Source organism: Streptomyces sp. NPDC097107 (assembly GCF_044762405.1).
Taxonomy (GTDB): Bacteria; Actinomycetota; Actinomycetes; order Streptomycetales; family Streptomycetaceae; genus Streptomyces; species Streptomyces thinghirensis.
The window spans coordinates 101002-123977 of record NZ_JBIWEF010000001.1; the positions used below are offsets into that span (position 1 = coordinate 101002).

General features: G+C 72.2%; 18 protein-coding genes and 4 pseudogenes. 10 read left to right on the top strand and 12 right to left on the bottom strand.

Annotated features, from left to right (window positions below; translation table 11 throughout):
• Position 1 precedes the first annotated feature (1 nt).
• Positions 2-1531 (bottom strand): aldehyde dehydrogenase (NADP(+)), encoded by a 1530-nt coding sequence (locus ACIQ1J_RS00515; protein ID WP_403552852.1) that lies wholly within the window; start codon positions 1529-1531, stop codon positions 2-4.
• 154 nt (positions 1532-1685) lie between these two features.
• Between ACIQ1J_RS00515 and ACIQ1J_RS00520 the strand changes: the two genes are divergently transcribed.
• The 10 genes and pseudogenes from ACIQ1J_RS00520 to ACIQ1J_RS00565 form a co-directional block, all read left to right on the top strand.
• The gene (locus tag ACIQ1J_RS00520; protein WP_210964196.1) at positions 1686-2459 is read left to right on the top strand and encodes an IclR family transcriptional regulator; all 774 of its coding nucleotides are present in this window, start codon (positions 1686-1688) and stop codon (positions 2457-2459) included.
• 4 nt (positions 2460-2463) lie between these two features.
• Positions 2464-2934, top strand: coding sequence for a GNAT family N-acetyltransferase (locus ACIQ1J_RS00525; protein WP_403552854.1), 471 nt, complete (start codon positions 2464-2466; stop codon positions 2932-2934).
• A 99-nt stretch (positions 2935-3033) separates the two neighbouring features.
• Positions 3034-3261, top strand: a complete 228-nt coding sequence (locus tag ACIQ1J_RS00530) for a hypothetical protein (protein WP_403552855.1) — start codon at positions 3034-3036, stop codon at positions 3259-3261.
• 53 nt (positions 3262-3314) lie between these two features.
• Positions 3315-3746 (top strand): annotated as a pseudogene (locus tag ACIQ1J_RS00535) (sensor histidine kinase); the annotation flags it as partial.
• 180 nt (positions 3747-3926) lie between these two features.
• Positions 3927-4587, top strand: a pseudogene (locus ACIQ1J_RS00540) (response regulator).
• A gap of 64 nt (positions 4588-4651) precedes the next feature.
• A complete protein-coding gene (locus tag ACIQ1J_RS00545) occupies positions 4652-6106 on the top strand; it encodes a peptidoglycan D,D-transpeptidase FtsI family protein (protein ID WP_403552857.1) in 1455 nt (484 codons plus the stop codon).
• A 139-nt stretch (positions 6107-6245) separates the two neighbouring features.
• Positions 6246-6812, top strand: a complete 567-nt coding sequence (locus ACIQ1J_RS00550; protein WP_210963295.1) for a SigE family RNA polymerase sigma factor — start codon at positions 6246-6248, stop codon at positions 6810-6812.
• Positions 6809-7666, top strand: a complete 858-nt coding sequence (locus ACIQ1J_RS00555) for a hypothetical protein (RefSeq protein WP_403552859.1) — start codon at positions 6809-6811, stop codon at positions 7664-7666. Before ACIQ1J_RS00550 ends, ACIQ1J_RS00555 begins: the two co-directional genes overlap by 4 nt.
• Before the next feature lie 116 nt (positions 7667-7782).
• Positions 7783-8616 carry a pectate lyase gene (locus ACIQ1J_RS00560; RefSeq protein WP_403552861.1) on the top strand — a complete coding sequence of 278 codons (834 nt, stop codon included), beginning with the start codon at positions 7783-7785 and terminating at the stop codon, positions 8614-8616.
• Between the two features lie 246 nt (positions 8617-8862).
• Positions 8863-10260 (top strand): annotated as a pseudogene (locus ACIQ1J_RS00565) (family 43 glycosylhydrolase); the annotation flags it as partial.
• Positions 10261-10411: 151 nt separating this feature from the next.
• Here the strand turns inward: ACIQ1J_RS00565 and ACIQ1J_RS00570 are convergent.
• The 11 genes and pseudogenes from ACIQ1J_RS00570 to ACIQ1J_RS00620 all read right to left on the bottom strand — a co-directional run bounded on the left by ACIQ1J_RS00570 (position 10412) and on the right by ACIQ1J_RS00620 (position 22950).
• Complete coding sequence (locus ACIQ1J_RS00570; RefSeq protein WP_403552862.1) at positions 10412-11512, bottom strand: dienelactone hydrolase family protein; 1101 nt, start codon at positions 11510-11512, stop codon at positions 10412-10414.
• Complete coding sequence (locus ACIQ1J_RS00575) at positions 11496-12623, bottom strand: pectinesterase family protein (protein ID WP_403552864.1); 1128 nt, start codon at positions 12621-12623, stop codon at positions 11496-11498. Before ACIQ1J_RS00575 ends, ACIQ1J_RS00570 begins: the two co-directional genes overlap by 17 nt.
• 85 nt (positions 12624-12708) lie before the next feature.
• Positions 12709-14043, bottom strand: coding sequence for a polysaccharide lyase family 1 protein (locus ACIQ1J_RS00580; RefSeq protein ID WP_403552866.1), 1335 nt, complete (start codon positions 14041-14043; stop codon positions 12709-12711).
• Between the two features lie 41 nt (positions 14044-14084).
• Positions 14085-14885: a rhamnogalacturonan acetylesterase gene (locus ACIQ1J_RS00585; protein WP_403552868.1), complete on the bottom strand. Its 801-nt coding sequence runs from the start codon at positions 14883-14885 to the stop codon at positions 14085-14087.
• Positions 14886-14983: 98 nt separating this feature from the next.
• A complete protein-coding gene (locus ACIQ1J_RS00590) occupies positions 14984-16351 on the bottom strand; it encodes an ABC transporter substrate-binding protein (RefSeq protein WP_403552870.1) in 1368 nt (455 codons plus the stop codon).
• Between the two features lie 90 nt (positions 16352-16441).
• A pseudogene (locus ACIQ1J_RS00595) lies at positions 16442-17485 on the bottom strand (polysaccharide lyase family 1 protein); the annotation flags it as partial.
• A 33-nt stretch (positions 17486-17518) separates the two neighbouring features.
• A complete protein-coding gene (locus ACIQ1J_RS00600) occupies positions 17519-19069 on the bottom strand; it encodes a family 43 glycosylhydrolase (protein WP_403553772.1) in 1551 nt (516 codons plus the stop codon).
• A gap of 38 nt (positions 19070-19107) precedes the next feature.
• On the bottom strand, positions 19108-19968 hold the full coding sequence (locus ACIQ1J_RS00605) for a PmoA family protein (protein WP_403552872.1): 861 nt from the start codon (positions 19966-19968) through the stop codon (positions 19108-19110).
• Positions 19965-21122 carry a Gfo/Idh/MocA family protein gene (locus tag ACIQ1J_RS00610; protein ID WP_403552873.1) on the bottom strand — a complete coding sequence of 386 codons (1158 nt, stop codon included), beginning with the start codon at positions 21120-21122 and terminating at the stop codon, positions 19965-19967. Before ACIQ1J_RS00610 ends, ACIQ1J_RS00605 begins: the two co-directional genes overlap by 4 nt.
• A complete protein-coding gene (locus tag ACIQ1J_RS00615; RefSeq protein ID WP_210963284.1) occupies positions 21119-22018 on the bottom strand; it encodes a carbohydrate ABC transporter permease in 900 nt (299 codons plus the stop codon). Before ACIQ1J_RS00615 ends, ACIQ1J_RS00610 begins: the two co-directional genes overlap by 4 nt.
• Positions 22015-22950 carry a carbohydrate ABC transporter permease gene (locus tag ACIQ1J_RS00620; RefSeq protein ID WP_210963283.1) on the bottom strand — a complete coding sequence of 312 codons (936 nt, stop codon included), beginning with the start codon at positions 22948-22950 and terminating at the stop codon, positions 22015-22017. Before ACIQ1J_RS00620 ends, ACIQ1J_RS00615 begins: the two co-directional genes overlap by 4 nt.
• Between the last annotated feature and the right edge of the window lie 26 nt (positions 22951-22976).

Consider the following 22976-nt stretch of genomic DNA (forward strand, 5'->3'; position numbering starts at 1 on the left):
CCTACCGCTCCAGAACCCCGTTGAACCGACGAGGCAGCCCCAGCGGGTTCCCGTCCCGCAGCTCCGCGGGAAGCAACGCCTCCGGCGTGTTCTGGTACGCGACCGGCCGCAGCCACCGCTCGATCGCGGTACCGCCCACCGACGTGGACGTCGAGGTCGTGGCCGGGTACGGCCCTCCGTGTTGCTGAGCCGCCGCCACGGCGACACCGGTCGGCCAGCCGTTGACCAGCACCCGCCCCGCGAGCGGCGTCAGCTCCGCGAGGATCTCCGCCCCGCGTCCCTCGCCCGCCGCCTCCTCGGCGGAGAGCTGCACGGTCGCCGTGAGGTTGCCCGGGAGCCGGGACAGCACGCCCCGCACCTCGGTCTCGTCCTCGTAGCGGGCCACCACGGTGACCGGCCCGAAGCACTCCTCCAGGAGCAGGTCGTGCTCGCCCCCCGCCGCCAGCCGCCCGGCCGGCACGGTCAGGAACCCGGCGGCGACGGTGTGCTCGCCGCCCGAGCCCGGCGTCACCGGGGAGTCCACGTCGGGCAGCGCCGCGCGCTCGGCGACGCCGGCGACGAAGTTGTCCCGCATGCGGTGGTCGAGCAGCACGCCGGCGTCGGTGTCGCTGACCGCGTCCGTGAGGGACTTGACCAGCCCGTCACCGGCGGCGCCCGACGGCACCAGGACCAGGCCGGGCTTCACGCAGAACTGGCCGACGCCCAGCGTCATCGAACCGGCCAGACCGGCGCCGATCGCCTCCGCCCGCTCGGCGGCCGCCGCCTCCGTGACGACGACCGGGTTCAGCGAGCCCAGTTCGCCGTGGAAGGGGATCGGGACCGGACGCGCGGCCGCGGCGTCGAACAGGGCGCGGCCACCGCGGACGGACCCGGTGAAGCCGGCCGCCGCGACCAGCGGGTGCCTGATGAGTTCGACGCCGGCCTCGAAGCCGTGCACCAGGCCGACGACCCCGTCCGGGATGTCGTGCCGGGCGGCGGCGCGACGCAGCACCCTGGCGACCAGCTCGGACAGGGCCGGGTGGTCGGGGTGGGCCTTGACGACGACCGGGCAGCCGGCCGCGAGCGCGCTCGCCGTGTCACCGCCGGGGACGGAGAAGGCGAAGGGGAAGTTGGACGCCGAGTAGACGGCGACGACGCCGAGGGGCACCTTGTAGCGGCGCAGGTCCGGGACGGGCGGGGTCGCGGTGTCGTCGGGGTGGTTGACGACGACGCCGAGGAACTCGCCCTCGTCGACGATGTCGGCGAAGGCCCGCAGCTGGTAGCAGGTGCGGGCGAGTTCGCCGGTGAGCCGGACCGGGCCGAGCGCGGTCTCCGCGTCGGCCGCCTCGACGAGGGTGCTCTCGGCCGCCTTCAGCTCGTCGGCGGCGGTACGCAGGAACGCCGCGCGGACGGTACGGTCGGCGAGCGCGTCCCGGGCGGCGTGGGCGGCGCGGACGGCGGCGTCCACCTCCCGGGCCGTGGCTTCCACCGCGACCTGTTCACGCTGCTTCCCGGTACGGGGGTCGACACTCCAGACTGGTGCTGCTGCCACCGCGGGTCCCTCCACGTGCTCTGCATCGGAACGTGCTCTGCATCGGACTCGTTCACCAGCGACTCGTTCGATATACTGAACGCCGTCTCTGATGATGAATTTGCTGTTGGAGACTATAACTTCAGCTTCTCGTCGAACGAAGGGGTCAAGGTCGATGTCGGCTGTCGAGACGGGGGGCGGAGCGCAGGTCAAGTCCGCGGTGCGGACGGTTGAACTGCTCGAGTACTTCGCCGGACGCCCCGGTATGCACACCCTCGCGTCGGTCCAGGAGGCCGTCGGCTACCCCAAGTCCAGTCTCTACATGCTCCTGCGCACGCTGGTGGAGCTGGGCTGGGTGGAGACGGACGCGACCGGCACGCGGTACGGCATCGGCGTACGGGCGCTGCTGGTCGGCACGTCGTACATCGACGGCGACGAGGTGGTCGCGGCGGCGCGGCCGACGCTGGACCGGCTCTCCGACGACACCACGGAGACCATCCACCTCGCGCGCCTGGACGGCACCAACGTCGTCTACCTCGCCACCCGCCAGTCGCAGCACTACCTGCGGCCGTTCACCCGGGTCGGCCGCCGGCTGCCCGCGCACTCGACGTCGCTGGGCAAGGCGCTGCTGAGCACGTACACCGACGAGCAGGTCCGCAAGCTGCTCCCGCAGACGCTGCCCGCGCTGACCGAGCACACGATCACCGACCGGGAGAAGCTCATCGAGGAGCTGCACCAGGTGCGGGACCAGGGCTTCGCCGTGGACCGCGAGGAGAACACGCTGGGACTGCGCTGCTTCGGCGTGGCGGTCCCCTATCGCACCCCCGCGCGGGACGCGATCAGCTGCTCGGTGCCGGTGGCGCGGCTGACACCCGCGCACGAGCAGATGGTGAAGGACGCGCTGTTCGACGCGCGGGACCGGCTGACGCTGGCCACGCGTAGGCTCTGACTCCATGCACATCGCTCTGCGCGAGGTACACGACAGTGATCTGCCCGTCTTCTTCCGGCAGATGAACGATCCGGAGGCCCTGCGCATGGCGGCCTTCACCCCCGAGGATCCGGCGGACTGGGACGCCTTCGAGACCCACTGGAGGAAGATCCGGGCCTCGGTCGACGTCGTGCGGACGATCCTCGGCGACGGCGACGTCATCGGCAGCGCGGCGGTGTACGGGGAGCCGGGCGAGCGCGAGGTGACGTACTGGGTGGACCGGGCCTACTGGGGCCGGGGCGTGGCCACGGCGGCGCTGCGGGTCCTGCTGGCCGAGGTGCCGGACCGTCCGCTGTACGCGCGGGCGGCGGCGGACAACACCGGGTCGCTGCGGGTCCTGGAGAAGTGCGGCTTCGAGGAGAGCGCCCACGCCCGGGGGTTCGCCCCTGCCCGGGGCGAGGAGATCGACGAGGTCGTACTCCACCTCGCGGGCTGACCGGCTCCACCTCGCGGGCTGACCGGCTCCGCCGCGCGGCGGAGCCGGATCGTCGCTGCGCAGGAGGCGCCCGGGGTGCCCGCGCGGGAGCGTGGAGGCATGACGCAGACGCTCGCCCCCTCCCCGGTCACCGCATCACCCGGTACCACCCGGGCCCGCCCGCTGCTGCGGGCGGTCGCCGTCCTCGCCTGCCTGCCGTACGTCGGGCTCAAGGTCGCCTGGATCGCGGGGAGTCGGGCCGGGATGCCGGAAGGCAGCGTCCTGCTGGACCACCGGGCCACCATGATCGCGGCCAACGGGCTCACCCTGCTGCTGGACAGCTGTTGATCGTGCCGGCGCTGATGCTGACCCGGCCGTGGGGCCTGCGGGTGCCGGCGTGGCTGCGCCGCACCCGCGCGGGCGGACTGCGGGTGACGGCCACCGTCGCCACCGATCCGGAGGCGCTGCCGCCGCTGCTCTCCCGCGAGGCGTACCGCATCGTGCAGGAGGGGCTGAGCAACGCGCTCAGGCACGCGGGCGGAGAGATCACCGTGGCGCTCCGCGTCGACGTGCTGGACGATCACCTGCGGATCACCGTCGAGAACCCTCTGGGCGAGGCCGGCGGAACCGGAGACGCGTCGCGGCGCCCCGGTGGCGGCCACGGCCTGCGGGGCATCGCCGACCGGGCCCGTCTGCTGGGCGGCGCGGCGGAGGCGGGCGACGTCGAGGGGACGTGGCGGCTCCACGTACGACTGCCGCTGAAGGGAGCTGAAGGAAGCCGTACGACCCCGCCCGGACGAGACCGTGAGACTTACGCGAAAGACGCCGCGTGACCCGCCCGAAAGACGCCGCGTGACCCGCCCGAAGGAGACCGCATGCCCCGCCCGAAAGACGCCGCGTGACCCGCCCGAAAGACACCGCATGCCCCGCCCGAAGGACACCGCGTGACCCGCCCGAAGGACACCGCGTGACCCGCCCGAAGGAGACCGCATGCCCCGCCCGAAAGACACCGCGTGACCCGCCCGCCGATCCGGATCGTCCTCGCCGACGACGAGCGCATGGTCCGTGGCGCCCTGCGCGCCATCCTGTCCGCCGAGCCGGACATGGAGGTCGCCGGAGAGGCCGCCACCGGGGCCGAGGCCGTCTCCGTCGTACGGGAGGCCCGGCCGGACGTGGTCCTCATGGACGTCCGCATGCCCGAGGTCGACGGCATCCGCGCCACCGAGCAGATCCTCGCCACGCTCGACGCACCGCCCCGCATCGTGGTCGTGACCACCTTCGAGAACGACTCCTACGTCTACGACGCGCTGCCCGCCGGAGCCGCCGGCTTCCTGCTCAAGCGCGCCGACGCCGACACCCTCGTCCAGTCCGTACGGCTGGTGGCGCACGGCGACACGCTGCTGTTCCCGGCGGCGGTACGGACGCTGGCCGCCGAGCACGCGCGCGCGAACCCCGCCCCGCCGGCCTGGGTGGCGCGGCTCACCGAACGCGAGGGCGAGGTGCTGCGCCTGATGGCGACCGGGCTGACCAACGCGGAGATCGCCGAGCGCATGCGGGTGGGGCCCGCCACGGTGAAGACCCAGGTCGCGTCGGTACTCGCGAAGACCGGCGCGGGACCGCACCCAGGCGGTGATCCGGGCCTACGAGGCGGGCTTCGCCAAGCCCGCTCCATGAACGGAAGATGAGAAACCGGGGCGGACGGAACGATTCGCTCCCGCCCGTTCGTCCTCTCGGCGGGATGAACAAGACGATCAGGCGTGCCTCGGTCCTCACGCTGCTCCTGGTGTTCGCTCTGCTGATCAGGGCGACCTGGGTGCAGTTCTACGAGGGCCGCGCACTCGCGGACGACAGGGAAAACCGGCGGAACGCGATCGAGACGTACGCGGAGCCGCTCGGGAACATCATCGTGGCCGGCCGGTCGATCACCGGCTCGGCGCCGACAAAGGACGGTGACCTCGCCCACAAACGCACCTACGACGAGGGCAGGCTGTACGCGGCCGTGACGGGCTACGCCTCGCAGGCGTACGCGCCGACGCAGTTGGAGGGCGTCTACCAGGACGTGCTCAACGGCACCGACCCGCGGCTGAAGACGGTGCTGGACACGATCACCGGCACGCGGGCCGAGCCGGGCAACGTGGTCACGACGATCGACCCGGAGGTGCAGAAGGCCGGGTTCGACGCGCTGGGCGAGACCAAGGGCGCCGCCGTCGCCGTCGACCCGAAGACGGGCCGGATCCTGTCGGTCGTGTCGACCCCGTCGTACGACCCGACGTCGCTGACCGACGCCAACACCGCCGGTGAGGCCTGGGAGAAGCTCACCAGCGACCCCGACAAGCCGCTGACCAACCGCGCGCTGCGCCAGCCGCTGCCGCCGGGCTCGACGTTCAAGCTGGTGGTGGCGGCCGCCGCGCTGGAGGACGGGCTGTACGGGTCGGTGGACGAGAGGACCGGCAGCCCGGCCCCGTACACGCTGCCGGGCACCACGACGGACCTGACCAACGAGAACCCGAACGCGCCCTGCGAGGACGCCACGATCCGCACCGCGCTGCGGTACTCGTGCAACAACGTCTTCGCGAAGATGGCCGTCGACCTCGGCCAGGACAGGCTGCGGACGACGGCCGAGAAGTTCGGCTTCAACGACGCGTCGCAGGACGTGCCGGTGCGCGCCTACACGAGCGTGTACCCGAAGGACATGAACAGGTCGTCGACGGCCCTGACGGGCATCGGCCAGTTCGACGTGACGGCGACCCCGCTCCAGATGGCGATGGTCTCGGCGGCCCTCGCCAACGGCGGCGAGCTGGTCTCCCCGCACCTGGTGTCGCAGATCACCGACAGCGGCGGCGACGTCCTGGAGGACCACACCGACCCGGACTCGAAGCGGATCGTCTCCTCGTCCACCGCCGAGCAGCTCCAGTCGGCCATGGAGACCGTCGTCGACAAGGGCACCGGGTCGAACGCGCAGATCTCCGGCGCGACCGTGGGCGGCAAGACGGGCACGGCCCAGCACGGCGAGAACAACAGCAAGACCCCGTACGCCTGGTTCACCTCGTACGCCAAGTCCGACACGTCGGACAAGGAGGTCGCCGTGGCGGTCGTCGTCGAGCAGTCCGACGCGGCCCGTTCCGAGGTCAGCGGCAACGGCCTGGCGGCACCGGTGGCCAAGGCGATGATGGAGGCGGCGCTCAAGGGCTGACGCCCCCGGGCCGGTTCGGTCCGCCATACGGCGTTCGACGCACCGCACCGTCGGTGCGCCGAGCGCTGCTACAGTTCCGGACCCGGGCCCGGCGCACGGCTGTTCGACGCCGGGAAAGCCGCTGCGAGGAGAGTCCGCCGTGGGGACAGTCGTCGACGACACCGCCGCCGCGGAGTTCCACGCCTTCTTCGAGCGCCACTACGCCGAACTCTCCCGCCTCGCCCACCTGCTGACCGGCGAGCCGGACGCCGCCGACGACCTGGCGGCGGACGCCCTGCTGGCCCTGTGGCACCGCTGGGACCGGCTCCGCGCGGCCGACCATCCGGTGGCGTACGCGCGCGGTGTCGTCGCCAACCTCGCCCGCACCCGCGTCCGCGCCGCCGTCCGAGAACGCAGACGGGTCGCCCTGTTCTGGGCGCAGCGCGAGGAGAGGACGGAGGACCCGGACGTCGCCGGCGTGGTCGACGTGCGGGAGGCGCTGCGCCGGCTGCCGTTCCGCAAGCGGGCGTGCGTGGTGCTGCGGCACGCGTTCGACCTCTCCGAGAAGGACACGGCGCTCGCCCTGGGCGTCTCGGTGGGTACGGTGAAGAGCCAGACGTCGAAGGCGATGGCCGAACTGCAGCGGTTGCTCGGCACGCAGGCGGTTCCGAAGCGGGTGCACGCGGCGATCGCGCGCAGCGGTGGAGCCGCGGGGAGGAACCGATGACCGGGCGGCGGGACGTGGACGAGGAACTGCGCGCCCGGCTGCACGAGGCGGCCGGGGCGCACGGACCCGACCGGGCGCGCATCCTGGCCCGGGTCGAGCGCGGCATGGCGGGCCGGGGCCGGGACCGCCCCGGACACCACGGGGCGACGCGTCCGCCGTTGCCGGGCTGGGCGCGGGTGGCCGGTGCCACGGCCGCGGTGGCGGGCGTTCTGGCGGTCGGCGGCTACGCGGTCGCGTCCGCGCTCGAGGACGACGCTCCCCCGCAGCGTTCGGTCGCCACCTCGCCGACCCCCGCGCCGTCACCGGAGGCCACCACCGGCCCGGCGCCCGTCCCGCCGGCCGACCCGACGCCGAGTGCCCCGCCCGGGACGAGGACCCCGGACGCCCCCGCCTCCTCCCGGCCGCCGGCCGCGACCGGGAGCGCGACCGCCCGGCCGTCCGTCTCCGCCGTCGAGGACGGCCCGCTGTGGTCGGACGGCTCGGTGGACCCGCACAGCCACGACTTCTGGGCACAGAGCAACATCACCCTGAAGACCGGTGAACCGCTGACCGCGCTCACCGTCGAGCTGGTGGTGGCGCAGACCGGCGGGGTCACGTCCACCGGTGCCTGGCGGTCGCTGCCGGAGGACGACTTCACGTTCACGGTCGAGGAGCGGGACGGTTTCCTCGTCCACCGGTGGACGCTCAAGCGGGGCCGCACGGTCCCGGCGGGCGAGTGGATGTTCGCCGGCCAGTACGACCACGAGCGCGGCGCCCGGGACGCGGGTGGCGACCGCTACTCCGCGACGGCCGCCACCGGATCCGAACGGCTCTCGGTGCGGGGCGACTTCGCTCCCCGCGGCGGAGGTTCGTGAGGAGCCGCCGTGTGCAGGCCGAGTCGTGAAAAACGTCTGAGGACGCGGCAACCCTTTCCTCACCAGTGGCGACCAGGAAGCGCGAAGATCCTCTTCCCCACGCAAGGAACATGGGCATGACTGCACGAGCTGAACAGCGCGTCCGCCACCGCCGCCGGGTCACCAAGCGGCGGGCGGTGGTCGCCGGAACCGCTGCCTTCGGCCTCACCGGTGCGGCGATCGTCACCACGACGATGCTGTCCACCGCGGGTGCCGCGTCGTCCTGGCCCGAGGACACCGGCAGCAAGCCCGTCCCGTCGACGATCCCCGTCAAGGGGACGTACGACGGCGGGATGAAGAAGTTCTACGGCACCGGCGCCCTGGGCGGCGACGGCCAGGACGAGAGCCAGGACCCGGTCTTCGAGCTGGCGGACGGCGCCACGCTGAAGAACGTCGTCATCGGCACCCCGGCCGCCGACGGCGTCCACTGCAAGGGCTCCTGCACCCTGCAGAACGTGTGGTGGCTGGACGTCGGCGAGGACGCCGCCAGCTTCAAGGGCACCTCGGCCTCGGCGGTCTACAAGGTGTACGGCGGCGGCGCGAGGAACGCCGACGACAAGGTGCTCCAGTTCAACGGCGCGGGCAAGCTCGTCGTCTCGAAGTTCCGGGTCGAGAACTTCGGCAAGCTGGTCCGCTCCTGCGGCAACTGCGGCAAGCAGTACCGGCGCACGATCACCATCAACGACGTGGACATCACCGCGCCCGGTAAGTCGATCGTCGGCGTCAACCAGAACTACGGCGACACGGCGGCCCTGCGGAACATCCGCGTCCACGGTGACGGCAGGAAGAAGGCCGAGACCTGCGTCCGCTTCGAGGGCAACGACACCGGCAAGGAGCCCAAGAAGCTCTCACCGGTCGGCCCGTACGGCAGGACGTGCGACTTCACCGGCTCGGACATCGCCTACGAGTGACCGCCGGGGCCCACCCCTGATCCGCCGGCCCGCCCCCCGGGCCGGTGCGCGCCGTCCGAGCCCCCACTCGGCCGGCCGCCGAACGCCCCCGCCGGTGACGACCGGCGGGGGCGTTCCCTTCCCGGGGACCGGACCCGGCCCGGAAACTTCCGCCCCCTGCCGTCCCGTTGACGTCTCGACTCCCACCGGCGACACTCCGAGGGCACATCATCCAACAGAACCCCTCAGACTCCCACAGGAAGTGCCATGCGCCGCCACACCGCCCGTCGCACGCTTCTGGTCCCCTTCCTCGCCCTCCTCCTCGCCCTGCTCGCCGCCCCGCCGGGCGCCGCACACCCGGGAGCACCGCCCGCGAGCCCCGCCGGGTCCCCGAAGTACGCGGGATACCTCTTCGCCTACTTCACCGGCGAGGGCACCGCCGACGGCGAACAGATCCGCTACGCCCTCAGCCGCGGCAACGACGCCCTGCACTGGCGCGAGCTGAACGCCGGCGAGCCGGTGCTGACGTCCACGATCGGCGAGAAGGGGCTGCGCGACCCGTTCGTGATCCGCTCGCCCGAGGGCGACAGGTTCTACATGATCGCCACCGACCTGCGGATGTACCGGAACAGCAGCGGCAGCTGGGACGAGGTCCAGCGGCACGGCAGCAAGTCGATCATGGTGTGGGAGTCCACCGACCTGGTCCACTGGACCGACCAGCGCCTCGCGAAGGTGTCCCCGGACAACGCGGGCAACACGTGGGCGCCGGAGGCCTACTGGGACGACGAGCTGGACGCGTACGTCGTCTTCTGGGCGTCCAGGCTCTACGCCGACGACGACCCGGACCACACCGGTTCGACGTACAACAAGATGCTGTACGCGACCACCGAGGACTTCCGCACCTTCAGCGAGCCGAAGGTCTGGAACGACCCGGGCTACTCGGTCATCGACTCGACGGTCGTCGAGCACGACGGCACGTACTACCGCTACACCAAGGACGAGCGCGACCCGTCCTCCGGCTCGCCCTGCTCGAAGTTCATCACCGGCGAGAAGTCGACGTCCCTGACCGACACCTCGTACGACTTCGTCTCGGACTGCATCGGCCGGGGCGCGATGGACCGCGGCGAGGGGCCGGCGGTGTTCAAGTCGAACACCGAGGAGAAGTGGTACCTGTTCGTCGACGAGTACGGCGGCCGCGGATACCTCCCCTTCGAGACCACCGACCTCGACTCGGGCGAGTGGACGCCGTCGACCGACTACCGGCTGCCCGCCGGCCCGCGGCACGGCGCGGTGATCCCGGTGACACAGGCGGAGTACGACCGGCTGCTGGGCGCCTACCCGGCCAGTCCCGCGTCGGTCGTGGACGCCACGGCACGCGGCCAGAAAGGGTACGCGGTCGTCAGCGAGGAGACGAGCAGGGTCGTCCTGCCGATGGAGCCCCGCGCGAACCTGCGCAGCCTCGCCCCGAAGCTGTGGGCCGGCGAGGGCGCGACGGTGAGCCCGAGGTCCGGCACGCGCCGCGACTTCCGCAAACCGCAGACGTACACGGTGACGGCCGCGGACGGCACGAAACGCGCCTGGACGGTCGAGGCGGTGCCCACCCGCGGCCCGGTCCTCCCCGGCCCGTACGCGGACCCGGACGGCCGGTACGCGGACGGCCGGTACGCGGACGGCCGGTACGCGGACGGCCGGTACGCGGACGGCCGGTACGCGGACGGCCGGTAACAGCAGACCGGCGACGGCACGTACTACTTCCTGGCCACAGGTTCGATCCCGTCGCCCGCCGTGAAGCGCGGCCCGCCGGCCCTGGAGTCGGTCAGGCCGGTGCGGCGATGACCGACTCCAGCCATCGGAAGGCCTCGTCCTGCATGCGCCGCGGGAAGGCGTGGCCGACGTCCGGCCAGGTCTCGGTGCGCAGCCGGTCGGCGGCGCCCCGGGAGTGCCAGACGGCGCGCAGCCTGTCGTAGGCGGTACGCACGCCCTCGGCGGTGAACAGGTGGTCCTGTGCACCGCCGAGGAACAGCATCGGCCTGGGCGCGGCGATGCTCGCCACGTCGGGGAGGTCGAGGTGCCGGGCGAGTCCGGGGTGCAGCATGTGGAACGCCGACTGCCCGCGCAGGGTGTTGTTCCCGGGCACCATCATCTCCTTCAGACCGGTCATCCAGCACACGCTCACCGCGGCGGCGACGGAGTCGCTGAGGGCGGCGGTCTGCCAGGCGCGGTAGCCGCCCATGGAGAAGCCGGCGGCCGCGATCCGCCGGGCGTCCACGCGGTCCAGGGAGGCCAGGAAGCCGGCGGCGCGCTCGTCCTCGCGGGCCAGCAGCCCGGCGAGGGAACTGCCGAGGTGGAAGAGGTTGCCGGCCAGGGCCTGTTGCCGGGTGTAGGTGAGCGGTTCCCGGTCGCCCCAGCCCAGGGCGTCCGCACAGAGCACGACGTACCCGCGCCGGGCCAGTTCGTCGCCGGGGAAGCGCCCGTCGAAGTGCCGGTCCGCCCAGTACCCGGCGGCGGCGAGCCGGGAGTCGTCGTACCAGGGCCGGACCAGTTTCTCCTTGCCGATGTCGAAGCGGGAGCCGTGGTCGTGCAGGAGCAGGACGGCGGGGAAGGGCCCGGCGCCGTGCGGGGTGAGCAGGGCGCCGCGGACCCGCCCGTAGCGGGTGAGGGAGAGGCTGACCAGTTCCCGCGTGTATCCGTCGCCGTCCGAGCGGGCGGTGAACTCCGGGGCGTACGGGGTGTCGTCCTGCCGGTCGACGAGGAGGTGTTCCTCGACCGTCGCGCGGGCCGCCCGCCGCCACGCCTCGAAGTCCCGGGCCGGCGAGCTGCCCCAGGCCAGCGGGAAGGTCAGTTCGTCCTTGAGCGCCGGATGGAAGGCGGGCAGCACGCCGGGGGTGTCGTCCGTCGGGTCACCTCCGGCGGTCATACGGCCGCCAGTCGCCGAGGTACGCCTCCCGGGTGTGCGACGCGGCCTCGGCGCGGGTGAGCCGGGGCCGGTTCTCCGGGACGGTGACCGCGGCGCCGGGTCCGGTGTTGCGGTACTCCCGGAACCGCTGCTCCTGCCAGGGGTGCGCGTCCCGCATGTCGGCGTAGGGGGCGACCGCGTCGATGCCCGCGCCGAGGTGGGTCTCGCGCACGGTGAGCATCGGGCGGGCGGTGCTGTCGGAGCTGGGCACCCAGGGGCGGGCCAGTTTGTAGTAGCCGTCGGGGGCCTCGCTGCTGACGCGGCCGCGCGTGACGAGGTAGCCGCGCGGGTTGGCGCCCGCCGTGGACGGGGCGAACACGAAGCCGTGGGGGGCTCCGGTCAGGTCGGTGCGGACCAGGGTGCGGAAGTGGCAGCCCTCGTACACGGCCGTCGCCCGGCCGAAGACGAAGTCGACGTCGCCCTCGGCGTAGCAGTGGGCGTAGTACTGGCGGGCGAAGAGGCCGAGGTCGCGGGTGTCGGCGTAGAGGGTGTCCTGGTGACCGAGGAAGCGGCAGTGGTGGAACGCCGAGCGGTCGCCCTGGACCTTGATGGCGACGGCCTGGGTGCCGGTGAAGCCGGGGTGGTCGGCGCGCAGCCAGTCGTTGGCGAAGGTGATCCGGCGGGCGGTGAAGCCGTCGGCCCGCACGGTCGTGGTGGCGGAGCCGCTGGTGCCGTAGGTGCCGGAGCCGTCGGGCCTCGGGGTGCCGGCCGCGTTGTCGAAGACGATGACGGTGTCGCGCGGGTCCTCGGAGGCGCCGAGCCAGGTCGCCTCGGTGCGGTCGGCGTCGACGGAGACCGTCTCGCGGTAGGTGCCGGGGGCGAGGACCAGTGTCCAGCCGCTGCCCTCGGCCGCGGTCACGGCGGCCTGGACGGAGGTGAAGTCGCCGCGGCCGTGCGGGTCCACGTACAGGGTCTTCGGGGTGCGGCGGGCGGCCGGTGAGCCGTACCGGCCGAAGGGGCGCGGGCGCGGGCGGGTACCGGCGGCGGCGGGGCCGGCCGCGAGGCCGAGGGCGGCGCCCGCGCCGGCGGTCGTCAGGAGGAACCCTCTGCGGGACGGGGCGGGTCGGTGCATGCCGGTGCTCCTTCGGGTGCGCGTACGTGGCGGGGTGCGGGAGGGCCGGGGCGGTGCGGGCGCCCCGGCCCTCGGTATGGGGGCGTCAGCGCAGGCGGCCGGCGCCCGCGCCGTGGTCGACGACGAGGGGGACCGCCCAGGCCGGGAGGACCTTGGTGCGCAGGGTGGGCGTCCAGCCCGCGCCGGACCGCAGCGGCGTGTCCGGGTTCTCCGCGTTGTGCGCGGCGATCAGGTCGGCGGAGCGGCCGTTGACGCGGTTGTGCGCGGCGGTGAGCGGCGAGTCGTTCCACCGCTTCAGCACCTTCGCGGGACTGACGCCGTCCGGCAGGGTGAAGGCGTTGTGCTCGGCGACGAGCTGGGACTCCTTGCCGACGCCGAAGCTGTAGCCGTAGTCGTCGCGTGCCACGAAGTGGTTGTTGTAGACGTCGACCTGTCCGAAGCGCACCCGGGGCGCGCGCTCGACGAGGTCCTTGAAGAGGTTGTGGTGGAAGGTCGTCCTCAGGTGCCCGCGGTCGCCGGCCGCGGTGGACTCGCCGTCGCTGTTGCCGATCAGGATCGTCTTGTCGTGCTCGGTGAAGACGTTCCAGGAGGCGGTGACGTAGTCGGCGCCGCGCACGATGTCGAGCTGGCCGTCGTGCTGCTGGTACAGCATGCCGAAGTAGGTGGGCGCCGCGCTGTCGGGGTGCTCGCCGTCGGTGAAGGTGTTGTGGTCCAGCCACACGTGCGTCGAGCCGTACACGACCGCGCTGTCGTACTCGGAGTTCCAGTTGCCCTTGTCGCCGTCGGTGGGGTCCCACTGCGGGAAGCAGTCCACGGGGCTCTCGAAGGTCAGGTTGCGGACGATGACGTTGTCGACGCCCTTGATCTGGAGACTGGCGCCCTTGATACCGGCGTTCCGCCCGACGCCGATGATCGTGGTGTCGGCGGGGACGTTCGCCTTGATCGCCTGGTCCTGCCGGGCGGCTGAGGCACGGCGCAGCCCTTCGGGACTGTCGTCGGGCTCGGTGCTCAGGTCGGTCTCCCGGCCCCAGTTCTCCGGGGAGTACTTCTCCAGGTAGGCGCCGAAGTCGTAGCCGGGCGCGGCGAAGGCGTCGCAGCCCTCGGAGACGGCGTCGATCGTGCCCTTCACCTTGATGATCCTGGGCGCGCTGCCGCCGGCGGTGAGGGCCGCCTTGAACTCGGCCCAGGTGGAGACGGTGTACACGTGCTCCGCGTCGGCGGCGGCACCGCCGGTGGTGCCGGTGCCGTGGGAGGCCCAGCCGTCGTTGGCCGGCAGGGTCTGCCGGGCGGTGTCGCGGGGGTGGTGGTGGCCGGGGCGGGCCTGCGCGGTGGTGGCGCCCAGGGTCAGTACGAGGGCGGTGCAGCCGACCAGCGCGGCTGCTCTTCCCATGGCATGCGCATGCCATCCGTGTGTGTTCATGGTGCGGCTCTCCCTTTTCCGTGGTTCGGGGGTGCTACGTGCTACGCGGTGGCCGACGCCGGCCAGTCGATCCAGGACTGCGGGATCTCCTCGTCCAGCCTGCGCACGTCCCGGCGCGCCAGGACCCGCGTGCGCGGCAGCTCCCGCGCGACGAGCCGGGCGACCTCGATCGCGCCGGGCGGGTTGAAGTGGGTGTTGTCCTGCTCGGTGGCGGTCCAGTTGAAGTACGCCTTGGTCCCCTCCACGCCGAGCCGCTGCCACAGCGCGAGCGACAGCGCCTGTACGTCGAGCAGCGCCACGCCCTCCTGCCGCGCGAGCGCCCGCATCGCCGCCGGGTACTCCCCGTGGCTGGGCCGCGCGTCGCCCGCCGCGTCGAACCGCCGCCGCTCGACGGGCGTGGCCAGCACCGGCCGCGCCCCGCGGGCCCGTGCGCCGTCGACGTACAGCCGCAGGTGGTCCTGGTACGTCGTCCAGGGCTCGGTGTAGCGGGTGGGGTCCTCCTTCTTCTCGTCGTTGTGGGCGAACTGGACGAGCAGGAGGTCGCCGGGCCGGACCGCGTCCAGGACGGCGTCCAGCCGCCCCTCGTCGACGAAGCTCTTGGAACTGCGGCCGTTCACGGCGTGGTTGGCGACGCCGAGCCCCTTGCGGAGGAAGAAGGGCAGCGCCATCCCCCACCCGGTCTCGGGCGCGGCGTCGGCGTACTTCTGCGCGGCGGTGGAGTCGCCTGCGATGTGGAGGGTGCGGGGGCGGTGTCCGCCGGCCCGGGCGGTGCCGGTGGCGGCGAACGCCAGGGGCAGAGCGGCGACGGCGGACGCGGTGACTTGTCTTCGGGTGAGTGACACGCCGGAGTGCCTTTCGAGAGGGGGAGGAGTGACAGTTCCCCGCCGGGGACGGCCCGCGGCCCGCGAACCACGGACCGCCCCACGGCGGGACCCGGGACCTACTGGCCCATCTGCTCGTTCCACTCGGCCTGCGCCTCGTTGAGCTGCTCGGCCATCGTGTCCAGGAACGCCTTCGCACTCATCTTCCCGAGCATCACCTTCTGGAGGTTCGGCTCGTTGTCCGCCTTGGAGATCGTGTTCCAGTCCGGCAGGTAGTACGGCAGCTGGACGATGGTCGTGGAGCCGTCGTTCAGCGCCTCGGCCGCCAGCTTCGTCGGCTCCGCCTTCTGGATCCACGCGTCCTTCGCGGCTTCGGTGTTGGACGGCACCTGACCCGCGGACTCGTTGAACTTCGAGTTCTGCGCGTGCGAGGTGGCGAACTCGACGAACTTCCAGGCGGCGTCCTTGTTCTTGGAGCTCTTGAACAGGCCGAGCCCGTCGACCGGGTTGGACACCTGGACCCGCTTGCCGGAGGCGCCGACCGGCTGCGGGATACCGCGGAACTTCTCGACGCCGAGCGCCTTCACATGGTCCTGGTAGGAGCCCAGATTATGGTTGAGCATGCCGATCGTGCCGGAGTCCCACTGGGCGACCATCTTGGCGAAGTCGTTGTTGACGTCGGCGGCCGGCGTGGCCTTCTTGTAGAGGGCCGCGTACTTCTCCAGCGCCTCGACGTTCTTCGGGTCGTTGACGGTGGCCTTCTCCTTGCCGGCGTCCCAGAACGAGGTGATGCCGGACTGCCCGTACATCGCGTCGAGCGCCTGGGCGATGGAGCCGGAACCGCCGCGGATGGTGTAGCCGAACTCGTTCTCACCCGTGTTCGTGAGCTTCTCGGCGGCCGTGTAGAAGGCGTCCCAGCTCGTGGGCGCCTCCAGGCCCGCCTTGTCGAACAGGTCGGTGCGGTAGTAGAGGACGCCGTTGTTGGCCGAGGTCGGCACCGAATACAGCCGGCCGTCGCCGCCGCCCGCGGCCCGCAGCGACTCGATCATGTCCTTGTTGACCCTGCCGTTCAGGGACGACCCGGTCAGCCGGTTGTCCAGCGGCTCCAGCGCGTCCTGGGCCGAGAAGCCCGCGAGCATCGCCGCGCCGACCCCGCCGACGTCCGGCAGGCCGCCGCCCTGGATGGCGGTGTCGACCTTGGACTGGTACTCGGTGGCGGCGATCCCGACGTACTCCACGTCGATGTCCGGGTTCGCCTTCTCGAAGTCGGCGATGATCTCCTTCCAGACGGCCGTACGGATACCGCCGTTGTTGTCCCAGAAGACGATCTTTCCCTTGCCGCTGCCATCGGCACCCTTGTCACCGCCCGCTCCGCTGCCGTCGTCACCGCAGGCGGTGGCGGTCAGCGCGAGCACGGCCCCCAGGGCTACGGCGGCGGAGGTCCGGCGCCCGCCTGTCCTTCTGCTGTTGCGATTGCTGGTCTTCATTGATCGGCTCTCTTCTTCTGGATCCGACGGAGCGGTGAACGTGCTGACACGTGGGGGGGGTCAGTGGGTGGTGCGGTAGGTGGTTCAGTGGGTGCCGAGCTGCTTCCGCGGCCCGGAGAAGCGCTCGACCAGGGCCGGGACGGCGGCCGCCGGGTCGAGCCGGTAGTCGTAGAGGTCGCGCGGCTCGAAGGCGTCGCCCCACGCGTCGTGCCGGCCGGTCGTGTCCTTCAGGACCGACCCGCGCTGCACCAGTTCCGCGGTGGCGTCCGCCTGGTAGGGGTGCTGGACCCCGTCGTAGTAGCTGTTCTCGATGACCATCCGCGTCGCGCCGCGCGCCCAGTTCCCGTACGTCCACAGCGGGTCGCCGTCGGACACCTGCGCGGAGAGGTAGTTGTTGTACAGGTGCGCGTAGGCGCAGTTGTCGGCGGACGGATTGCGCTGTTTCGTGCCGGCGAACCAGTTGTGATCGATGGTGATCTGAGTGCGGACGTTGTCCGTCCAGCCGATACCGAGCGCCTTGTTGTGGTTCTCGAACCGGTTGTAGGAGACGGTGATGTACTCGCTGTCCTTTCGGATGTCGAGCAGTCCGTCGCCCATGCGCGTGAGGCGGTTGTGGTCGATCCAGACGTGGTGGACGGAGTCCATCTGGATCGCGTCGAAGTCGCTGGTCTTGCCGTCCCAGTCGCCCTCGACGTAGCTGTCGCGGATGGTGAGATTGCGGATGATCACGTTGTGGGTTCCGGGGTTCAGGTGCAGCTCGCCGTGGACGATCTCGCCCGTGTCGCCGACGCCGACGATCGTCTTGTCGGAGCCGACCACGATGTCCGAGCCGAAGGGCGCGACGGCGATCGAGCCCGCCACCCGGATGACGTACGGCTCCTCGGCCGCCGCGTACTTCGCCAGCGCGGCCTGGTCGGTGACGGTGACGACCTCGCCGCCCGCACCGCCGGTCGTGCCGCCGGCGAGGGAGGCGAAGCCGTGCGCCCTGTCGGCGAGGCGGGGTGAGCCCGTCCCGTGGGCCGGGCCGGCCTGTGCCTCCCCGGCCGTCCCGAGGGCCAGGGCGGCGACCAGGCCGAGGACGGCGGCCAGGGTCCTGCCGGTTCCCGGCAAGCGCTTGCTACGGAGGTGCGTCATTGCGGCTCCCAACAGGCGTACGAGTGGGGTGGGTCAGCGGGCTTCGATCCGGAACTGCGTGAAGGTGGCCGCGCCGGCGTCCTCCTGGCCGGCGGGCGCGAGCGCGAACAGGCCGAGCAGGGCGCCGACCCAGCGCCACGGGGTGGCGGCGAAGACCTGGCCGGTGGGGCGCGGCCCGTCGCCGAGGTCGTAGGAGAAGCGGCAGCGTGCGCCGGGGCCGGCCTCGATCCGCAGCCGTGCCCGGCCCCCGGGCACGGGGCGGGGGTGGTCGGCGTCCCGGTCGGCCTCCGCCACCGACTCGGCGAACCGGTGCACCAGGTGCACGGTCCCGTCCACGCCCCGCTGGAGCCCGATCCAGCGGTAGGCGTCGCCGAGCACCGCGAGCCCGGCCCGCGCGCCCGGCTCCTCGCTGTCCAGGCGCAGCTCCACCTCGATCACGGCGGGGTGGCCGGGCAGCCGCTGCGTGAGCACGTTCGGCACTTTGCGCAGGTCGTGCGCGTCGGCCGAGCGGACGCACGCCAGCCGCAGCCCGTCCCCGGAGTGCTGGGTGGCCCAGCCGTCGCGGGGGTTGGCCGTCCACGACCACTGGCGGCCGAACCGTCCGCCGGGGAAGTCGTCGTCGGTCGCGGGCGCGGCGGGCGGCTGCGGTGGCAGCGCGGGGCGTGTGTGCTCGGCGACCGGGGCGCCGTCGTCGCCCAGGACCGGCCAGCCGTCCGTGCCCCACGTCATCGGCTGGAGGTGGACCACCCGGCCGTACGCGCCGCGCTGCTGGAAGTGCAGGAACCAGTCCTCGCCGGCCCCGGTGCGCACCCAGCCGCCCTGGTGGGGGCCGTTGACGTCGGTGTCCTTCTGCTCCAGGACGACCTTCTCCTCGTACGGCCCGAAGAAGCCGCGGGAGCGGAAGGCGCCCTGCCAGCCGGTCCCCACTCCCCCGGCGGGGGCCAGGATCCAGAACCAGCCGTCGTGCTTGTAGAGCTTGGGGCCCTCCAGGGTGAACCAGCCGGGGAGGCGGTCGCCGTCGACGATCACCTTGCCCTCGTCGAGGAGCCCGGTCCCGTCGGGACGCATACGGTGGCCGGTGAGGCGGTTCTTGATCCCGGAGCGGGATTTGGCCCAGGCGTGCACGAGGTAGGCCTCGCCGGTCTCGTCGTCCCACAGGGGGCAGGCGTCGATCAGGCCCTGGCCGGCCTTGACCAGGTGGGGCGCGGTCCACGGGCCCCGGATGTCGGGGGCGTTGACCTGGAAGATCCCGTGGTCGGGGTCGCCCCAGAAGATCCAGAAGCGGCCCGCGTGGTGGCGCAGGGACGGGGCCCAGACCCCGCAGTCGTGCCGGGGCGTCGCGAAGGCCTCCGCCGGCTTTAGGCGGGTCAGGGCGTGCCCGACCAGGGTCCAGCCGACCAGGTCGCGGGAGTGCAGGAGCGGCAGGCCGGGCACGCGGCCGAAGCTGGACGCGGTCAGGTAGAAGTCGTCGCCGACGCGGAGGACGTCGGGGTCGGACCAGTCGGCGTTCAGGACGGGGTTGGTGTACGTCACCGGGGTCGCGGGAGTGGTCTCGGGGATCACGGGGGCGGTCTCGGGGGTCACGGGGATGGTCTCGGGGGTCACGGGGATGGTCTCGGGGGTCACGGGCTCACCGCCTTCCGTACGAGGGTGGCGGCGCCGTCGGCGTCGAGCCGGCCGTCGGCGACGACGGTGACGATCCGGCGGACGACGGTGTCGCCGGGGGCGACCGTCAGCCGTTCGTCGTCCGCGAGGGAGGAGCCGACGCCCGGGTACTCCTCGGTGCGCACGAACCACGGGTCGCGCCGGGTCCGCTCCGTGGCCCCGGCGAACACCAGCGACCAGGTGTCGCCGGTCAGGGCGAGCCAGTCGGCGCGGGTCCCGTGGATCTCCCGCTCGCCCTCGCGGTCGGCGGTGAACACCCGGGGGGCCGCGCTCTCCTTGCGGGCGCGCCAGAAGAAGCCGCCGTAGGCGGCGCCGGGGCGCCCGTTGGTGGCGGGGCTGCCGATGGTGAGCGGGTCCGGGGTGACGTTGGTGAGGGAGAAGGTGAAGTCCAGCGCCCAGGCCGTGGCGGCGAGGCCGGTGGCGGTGAGGTCGGTGGCCGCGACGGTGCGGCGCTCGCGCAGCAGCTCGGTGCCGGCGGCGACCCAGCGCAGTTCCTCGACGAGGCCGTCGGGGTCGCGGAGCTGGAAGGCGATGTGCCGCTGGGTGCCGTGGTTGTCCAGCTCGGTCGGGCCCCGGTCGCGGACGTAGGTGCGCCCGCCCCAGAAGTTGTGCCCCTCGACGTCGGGAACGGCGACACCGACGCCGAGGTGATGGAGGTGGTCGGCAGGGCTGAACTCGGTGACAGCGGTGCCGGCCAGGGTGGTGACGGGGTGCAGGTAGGGGCGCGGGGAGAGCCGGGGCGGCAGTTCGGGCCGGGTGACGTACCGGGCGACGGGGCGGCCCGCCACCCGCAGCACCGGGGCGTCGTTGCCGGTCATCGGGTACTCACCTCGTATCGCGGGTGCTCCGTGCGCGGCGCCCAGGGCGCGCCCAGTTCGGAGTAGAGGGAGAGGGTGTCGGCGGCGGCGGCCACGAAGGAGTCGACGCCGGGGACCACGCGACGGCCCTCGCCGGGGACGCGGCGCCAGGCGGCGTCGGGCAGCGGCTCCGGGTCGGGGGCCAGGCGGATCGCCTCCACGACCCGCATGAAGGCGCCCGTCTCGTCGGGCGGGACCAGCAGTGCGGCGCCGGTGGTGAGGTGTTCGACCAGGTTCTCCAGCAGGTCGGTGCGGCCGTGGTGGTACTCCTCGGGGCCGTGGCCGCCGCGCTGCAGCAGGACGCGGTCCTGCTTGTACCAGAAGGTGATGCGCCCGCTGCTGCCGTGCACCAGGACGTACGGCTCGCCGGGCCGCTCCGCGCACAGGGTCGCGGCGACGGTGACGCGATGGCCTTGCGCGGTGGTGACGCGTACGCAGGAGGTGTCGTCGGCCTCGATGTCGTTGGCGTGCGCGAGCTCCGTCTCGATGCCGGTGACGTCCTCGGCGCGGGTGGAACCGCCGAGCGCCAGGGCGGTGGCGACGGCGTGTGCGAGGGGGTTGGTCAGCGCGCCGTCGATCACGTCGGCGCCGTCCAGCCGCCGCCGGCCCGACCAGGACGCCCGGCGGAAGTAGGCCTCGTCGCGCACCCACGCCCCGGCCCCGCCGACGCCCACCACCTCGCCGACAACCCCCTGGGCGATCAGCTCGCGGACGGCCGGCACGGCGTGCGAGCCCAGCGACTGGAACCCGACCTGGCAGGCGACGCCGGCCTCGGCGACCCCGTCGGCCATCCGGCGGAACTCGGCGTACGAGGGTGCCGGGGGCTTCTCGAGGAGCAGGTGCACGCCTTTGCGGGCGGCGGTCAGCGCGAGGTCGGTGTGGGTGGGGATCGGCGTGCAGATCACGGCGATCCGGGCGCCGGTGGAGTCGAGCAGGGCACCGAAGTCGGCGGACTGCTCGGGGAGTTCTCCGCCGGCCTCGTGTTCGGTCAGCGGGTTCAGTTCGCAGATGCCGGCCAGCCGGACCAGTCCGGCCCGCTCCAGGCGGCGGATGTTGGCGATGTGCCAGCGGCCGTGGCCGCGGGCGCCGGCGAGGACGACGGGAACCGGACTCATCCCTTCACCGCCCCCGCGCTGAAGCCGGTGATCAGCCACTTCTGGATGAAGGCGAACACCAGCACCACGGGCACGGCCGCGATGATGCCGCCGGCGGCGAGCGCGCCGAGGTCGACGCTGTCCGCGCTCATCAGGGTGTTGAGGCCGACCGGGATGGTCTGCTTGTCCTGGTTGTTGAGGAACATCAGGGCGAACAGGAAGTGGTTCCAGGAGTGCACGAAGGCGAAGGAGCCGACGGCGATCAGGCCCGGCCGCAGCAGCGGGAGGACGACGACCAGGAAGGCCCGCATCCGGCCGCAGCCGTCGACCCAGGCGGCCTCCTCCAGGGAGTACGGCACGTTCTTGATGAAGTTGCTGATCAGGATCATCGACAGCGGAAGCTGGAAGACCGTCTCGGCGAGGATGACGCTGCCGAGCGAGTTGATCAACTGGAGTTCGGCGAAGATCTCGAAGAGCGGGACCAGCAGCAGTGCGCCGGGCACGAACTGGGAGCAGAGCAGGGCGAGCATGAAGGCCCGCTTGACCTTGAAGTCGAACCGGGCGAGGGCGTAGCCGCCGGCCAGGGCGACGAGCGTGGTCATCACCAGGGTCGCGAGCCCGACGTACACGCTGTTCTCGAAGAAGGTGCCGAAGCTCCGGTCGGTCCACACCTTCTCGAAGTGGTCGAAGGTCATCGGCCAGGGCACGAGCGAGGTCGAGCCCGCCGGGCGCAGCGCGAAGAGCAGGATCCAGTAGAACGGGATCAGGGTGAAGACCAGGTAGACGCCGAGCGGGAGATAGATCTGCCAGCGGGGGACCTCGTCCCAGGCGGGGCGGCGCTTCTTCGCCTGCCGCGGCGGCTCGTGGTCGGCCCGCGCGGGGGCGGGGGCGGGCGCGGTGGCCTCCTTGGTGATCATTTGTTCTCGCCTCCGAACTTGCTCAGCCGCAGATAGACGATCGAGCAGAAGAGCAGGATCACGAACGCGACCGTGGTGAGGGCCGACGCGTAACCGAAGTCGTGGGCGTCGACGCTGGTGTTGGCGATGTACAGCGGCAGTGTCGTGGTCACTCCCGCGGGTCCGCCGCCGGTCAGGGTGTAGAGCAGGTCGACGTTGTTGAACTCCCACACCGCGCGCAGCAGCGTGGACAGGATGATGGCGTCCTTCAGGTGCGGCAGTGTGATGTGCCAGAACTGCTTGAACCGGCTCGCCCCGTCGACCTCGGCGGCCTCGTACAGGTCCTTCGAGACGGACTGGAGGTCGGCGAGGATGAGGATCGCGAAGAAGGGGACGCCGCGCCAGAGGTCGGCGACGACCGCCGCGGAGAACACCGTCGAGGTGTCCGACAGCCAGCTGGTGCCGTAGTCGCCGATGCCCATGTCGGCGAGGTAACGGGTGATGCCGGTCTGGGAGTTGTAGAGCAGCACCCAGATCGCGGAGGTCAGCACACCGGAGACGGCCCACGGGGAGAAGACCAGGGCGCGACCGATGCCCCGGCCCACGAAGGTCTGGTTGACGATGAGCGCCAGTGCCAGACCGAAGAGCAGTTGCAGTCCGACCTCGACGAAGACCCACTTGGCGCTGAAGACGAGGGTGTCCCAGAACATCGGGTCGTCGGTGAAGATCGTGACGAAGTTGTCGAAGCCCGCGAAGCCGTTCCGCCACGGCTTGGTGGGGTTGTACTCCTGCAGGCTGTAGTAGAAGACGCTGATGACCGGGTAGGCGATGAAGCCCAGCATCAGCAGGGCGGCCGGTGCGATCAACAGGTACGGGAGCCTGCGCGGTGTGGCGGAGGCACGGCGCCGCCGGGGTGGCGCGGGCGGTTTCGCCACGGCTGCGGCTTGGGCCATGACAGTTCTCCGTTCTGGTACGTCAT